The following is a 5198-nucleotide window of genomic DNA, read 5'->3' as shown; positions in this document are numbered from 1 at the left end:
GTATAAAAAAGCAGTCAAGTCGGTTGACTTCTTGTTCGCCAACAAAATTAGCTTGGGTATTTACCCAAATATTAATGTGGCCACTAATAGTGACGAGATTATCGAAATCTCCAAACGAACCTGCCAATTAGCTGCAGGCCAAACGAATAACAATGTGCGCAGCTACTCTTGTCAAACAAAACAGCAGATAGATCGCAAGTTGTACATTGAACAAGAACTCGCTAACGCGATTAGCGAACGCAAACTATCGGTCAAGTTTCAGCCCATTGTCTGTTGTCAATCACAGCGCATTGCTAGCTTCGAAAGTTTGGTACGTTGGCGCAGCAAAGCGTTCGGTGAAATCTATCCAGACGAGTTTATCGCTCTAGCTGAAGAACAGGGCCTTATAAGCGAACTGGGTTATTTCGTATTCGAGAAGGCGTGCCAGTTCATTAACAGTTACCAGAAACGCCATACAAACCCAATTAAAGTCAATGTCAACGTATCGGTTCTGCAATTATTAAGTCATCAGTTCCCAGATATTCTCAATCAAATGACCAAGATGTATGATGTCAATCCAAGTTCAATTGTACTAGAGCTAACAGAAACCATCATTCTTGACGACAATAAAGAAGCCATTTCACAGCTTTATCGTTTAAAAGACATTGGTTTTCAACTTTCGTTAGATGATTTTGGCGCAGGTTATAGCTCGTTGAACAGCTTCTTCGACCTACCGTTATCACAAATCAAAATCGATAAATCGATTGCTTGGCGTTCTATCGAAAACCCTGTTACGTTCGAGTATCTCACTTTCATTACCAATCTATGTAACTCCTATGGGATTTCAATCGTTATTGAAGGAATCGAAGACGCTGGAATGCAGAAACTCTTCACTGACATGGGAGCCTCTTATCTACAAGGTTATTGGTTCGCGAAGCCACTCTCTCTCGCGAGCGCGAGCCACTACACTAAAATCTGATTCGCGCCATCTCAATTATGAGACCCATTCAGCACAACCATCATTCCATTTGACTAATCAACTTTAGTTGTAGAAACTCTGTCAGAAAAATTACCTGTTCAGTCGCCGTAAAGGGGCGAATGTGTCTAGAAGCGCGTCTTCTCAATCAAGGATGATAGTACACTAGCAATGCAGATACCTCTGAGTTGCTAACGAACACGGACATGCTGACTTGTCTATTCATCGGAGTATAACGTGTTAAAAATGATACCCTTTTTTGTTCACGCTGTAGTTGCTACCGCACTTTTTTTCCCAGCCATCACTTGCGCAGAAAATCAATCTGCACTCTGGTTTAAACATACTGATATCCAATTGCCAACTAATACAAAAGTGGTTCAGTTGAACAATGGACTGCGTGTTATTGCTCTTCCAACGTCAAGAAGTTCTGACCAACTCTCTTTGCGCGTTCGTATTGGGTCTGGTATCGCTCAGCAACACATCGAGCAACCGCTGGCAGACAATGCGGCACTGTCTACGATTAAAGACACAGACTGGCATGCTGTCATCGAACTGAATCAAACCGTGTTTAGCTTGGATTTAGTGTCTAAAAATGGACTTGCGTTCGAATCACACCTAGCAGCTATCAGATATGGGCTAGAGCACAACCTAACTGAGAGTGTGTTCAAGCAAAAGTACTACGTACCCAACAACACAACAGTGATTGTTACTGGTGGCATTGATGTTCGTCACACAATCGACGCTGTTAAGCAGCAGTTCGCAGATTGGCAAGCGAGCCAAGTGCAACATCAAGTGCATAACAACAGCTTTGACCTATCCGGCTACCTTACAGGGTCTAGAGAATCTGATAACGAGTTGGTCGTAAGTGCGTTAACACCGCTAGAAGAGGCAATAGATAGCAAGAGACAGCGCAGACAGCAGTTACTTGCAACTATGTCTAACGCCATTCTCGAACAACGCATTCAAACAGCATTAGAGCGAGAGGAGCTTAACGCTGACTTAAGCGTTAGCAATAGCCCACTATTCAACCAAGGTGTACTATCACAAATCCGAGTTTCAAATATCCCAGCTGGAGCAAAAACTCATATCGAAATAGTAATTGGTAAAGAGATCAAACGCGCCATTGCTAGTGGTTTTAGCCGCACAGAATATGAACAAGCAGTCAATCAACTGCGCGAACAAATCCTACGCAAAACTCGCAGCCAAAATGAGCACTACGCATCGGAACAAGCTGACGATTTAGTTGAAGCGATTGCACTTGGGCTAGTGTATACCGACCCGTCCTATGATCTTGATCTGCTCAACTTTCACGTGGCTCACTTAAGCGAGTTTGATGTGAGTGACAAGTGCCACGAGACTTGGTCAAAACTCTCCAATACCTACCTCTAACAGCACCAATTCATTGTGAGCCAGCGTTAAACTACGCTGGCTTTGTTATCTTTTGCTCATTGCCCTAAGGCAGCGCGGATAAGCTGACAAGGTGCTTGGTATATTCTTGTTGTGGTGAGCGGAAAAGCTGCTGAGTTTCACCTTGCTCCACAACCTCACCCTGCTTCATCACTATGGTGTAATGACATAACGAGCGCACCACACTCAGATCATGGCTGATAAATAGATAGGTCAGTTGGTACTTCTCTTGAAGTGACTTCAACAAATCCAGTACCTGAGCTTGAATTGTTCTATCCAAAGAAGACGTCGGCTCATCGAGTAAAATGAACTCTGGTTTGAGTATCAACGCTCGGGCAATGGCGATGCGCTGTCTTTGGCCGCCGGAGAACTCGTTCGGATAGCGATGCCTCGTCTCCGGGTCTAAATCAACTTCGGTCATTACCTCGCAGATACGCTGATCAATCTCTTGCTCGTTAAGAGTTTGATGAACTCTTAACCCTTCCCCAATCACTTGAGCAACAGACATACGCGGATTCAGTGCAGAAAAAGGATCTTGGAAAACTACCTGCATCTTACTGCGATATGGCAACATAGCTTTCCTATCTAACCCTTGTAACTCCATGTTTTGATAAGAGATAGAACCTTCCGAGTTGACGAGCTTAAGAATCGCCATCCCGGTGGTGGATTTACCAGAACCACTCTCACCAACCAAACCGATAGAGTGCCCTTTTAGCAGTTCAAAATTCATATTAGTGACCGCTTTGATATGAGATACAACACGCTTAAATAGCCCACCCGTAATAGGAAACCATACTCGTAAGTTACTGACAGAAAGTAGGTTCGCTTCTTGCTGTGGTACTTCAACAGGCAAGCCTCTCGGATCTGAGTTAATCAGCTTTTGGGTATATTCGTGAGCGGGGCTGTTGAATACTTGCGTGCAGGTGCCGGTTTCTACTAGCCGCCCGTTTTGCATCACAGACACTCTGTCAGCAATCCGCTTTACGATACTAAGATCGTGGGTAATAAACAGCATCGCCATGCCCATTTCTAGCTGCAACTGTTTAAGCAAATCAAGGATCTGCGCCTGGGCAGAAACATCGAGTGCGGTGGTTGGTTCATCGGCTATCAGCAATTCTGGTTCGTTAATCAATGCCATCGCAATCATCACACGTTGCCTTTCCCCGCCTGAAAGTTCATGTGGGTATGCCGAGACTTTGACTTCCGGATTTCGGATGCCGACTTTACCAAGCCAATCGATCGCTAGTGCTTCTGCTGCGCGCTGACGGACACCGCGGTGAATCGCGACGGTTTCCACCAGCTGTTTGCCGATTTTATGCAGTGGATTAAGCGAAACCATTGGCTCTTGAAAGATCATACCAATACGGCCGCCGCGAATGCCTCTTAGTTGTCTCTCAGAGCATTCAAGCGTATTCACACCATCAAACTCAATCTTACCAGAAAGATAATGCGACGAGCCTTGAGGGAGCAATTTTAGAATCGCATTAGCCGTGACTGATTTACCTGAGCCACTCTCCCCCACTAACGCTAGGGTTTCGCCTTTACTAATACTCAGTGAGACTTCGTGAGTCACTTGCTCAATTTGTTTTTTCCGACCAAAACCGACAGATAAGCGGTCAATGGTAACGACGGTATTTTCCATGCTTATCTTCCTTGATGGTGTGGGTCAAATGCATCGCGAACAGCTTCACCGATAAACACTAATAGCGTGAGCATTATCGACAAGACAAAGAAAGCGGAGAAGCCAAGCCAAGGTGCTTGTAAATTCGCTTTTCCCTGCGCGAGCAATTCACCTAAAGACGGCGAACCAGTTGGCAAACCAAAGCCTAAGAAGTCAAGTGAAGTTAGTGTAGTAACTGAGCCAGATAGAATAAACGGCATCATAGTGAGCGAGGCCACCATGGCATTGGGCAACATATGACGCAGCATAATGCGTTTATCTTCGACACCCATAGCTTGCGCAGCACGAACATAGTCGAAGTTACGGCAGCGAAGGAACTCAGCACGAACAATGCCGACTAAACTCATCCAGCTAAAGGCAACCATGATCCCTAGCAGCCACCAAAAGTTGGGCTCAACGAAACTCGATAGAATGATCAATAGGAATAAGGTCGGCATACCGGACCAAACCTCAATAAAGCGTTGACCTAACAGATCTAACCATCCGCCGTAATAACCCTGTGTGGCGCCGACCGCGACGCCTATAATGCTTGAAACTATGGTCAATACAAAACCGAATAGTACCGAGATTCTAAATCCATAAATAACACGCGCTAATACATCCCTACCCTTGTCATCCGTCCCAAGCCAGTTTGTATCGCTCGGCGGTGAAGGAACTGCAGCGCCAATATCGTAGTTGATGGTATCGTAACTAAATCGAATCAGTGGCCATACGATATAACCCTTCTCTTCAATAAGCTCGATTACATAAGGATCGGTATAATCCGCTTCGGTTTCGAACTCACCGCCAAACTCAGTTTCCGCATATTGAGCCACCACAGGGAAATACCATTGGCTATCGTACTCAACGAGTAACGGCTTATCGTTAGCAATCAGCTCTGCAAAAAGGCTGGCGATAAACAGCAAACCAAACACCCACAGCGACCAATATCCACGTTTATTAGCTTTGAATCTAAGCCATCGCGCTTCGTTTAAAGGATTGCTTCTTTTGTTCTTAAACAACATTAACGGGCCTCAAAATCAATACGAGGATCCACCCAGGTATAGGTGAGATCAGAGATAATACTTAGAAGCAGGCCAAGTAATGTCATGATATAGAGCGAACTAAACACCACCGGATAGTCGCGCTGAATGGTGGACTCAAAACCCAATAAAC

General features: G+C 45.1%; 4 protein-coding genes and 1 pseudogene. 2 read left to right on the top strand and 3 right to left on the bottom strand.

Annotated elements, in window-relative coordinates; genetic code table 11:
• The coding region (locus QTO00_RS14330; protein WP_331425401.1) for an EAL domain-containing protein at positions 1-958 on the top strand (958 nt) is incomplete at its 5' end.
• Between the two features lie 243 nt (positions 959-1201).
• Positions 1202-2344: an insulinase family protein gene (locus QTO00_RS14325; protein WP_331425402.1), complete on the top strand. Its 1143-nt coding sequence runs from the start codon at positions 1202-1204 to the stop codon at positions 2342-2344.
• Positions 2345-2408: 64 nt separating this feature from the next.
• Here the strand turns inward: QTO00_RS14325 and QTO00_RS14320 are convergent, their stop codons facing one another.
• The 3 genes and pseudogenes from QTO00_RS14320 to QTO00_RS14310 form a co-directional block, all read right to left on the bottom strand.
• Positions 2409-4004 (bottom strand): ABC transporter ATP-binding protein, encoded by a 1596-nt coding sequence (locus QTO00_RS14320; protein ID WP_331425400.1) that lies wholly within the window; start codon positions 4002-4004, stop codon positions 2409-2411.
• Positions 4005-4006: 2 nt separating this feature from the next.
• Positions 4007-5047, bottom strand: a complete 1041-nt coding sequence (locus QTO00_RS14315; protein ID WP_331425399.1) for an ABC transporter permease — start codon at positions 5045-5047, stop codon at positions 4007-4009.
• A pseudogene (locus QTO00_RS14310) lies at positions 5047-5198 on the bottom strand (microcin ABC transporter permease); the annotation flags it as partial. The gene QTO00_RS14315 and the pseudogene QTO00_RS14310, both read right to left, overlap by 1 nt.

This window comes from Vibrio sp. M260118, from assembly GCF_036533755.1.
In the GTDB taxonomy this organism is placed as follows: domain Bacteria; phylum Pseudomonadota; class Gammaproteobacteria; order Enterobacterales; family Vibrionaceae; genus Vibrio.
Note: the sequence above shows the minus strand (reverse complement) of the source record. Positions and strands in the feature narration are given on the sequence as shown.

Bases quoted from the DNA above. Each gene is read 5' to 3' on its own strand.
- QTO00_RS14325 (WP_331425402.1), top strand. From the start codon at position 1,202: ATGATACCCTTTTTTGTTCACGCTGTAGTTGCTACCGCACTTTTTTTC.
- QTO00_RS14320 (WP_331425400.1), bottom strand. From the start codon at position 4,004: ATGGAAAATACCGTCGTTACCATTGACCGCTTATCTGTCGGTTTTGGT.
- QTO00_RS14315 (WP_331425399.1), bottom strand. From the start codon at position 5,047: ATGTTGTTTAAGAACAAAAGAAGCAATCCTTTAAACGAAGCGCGATGG.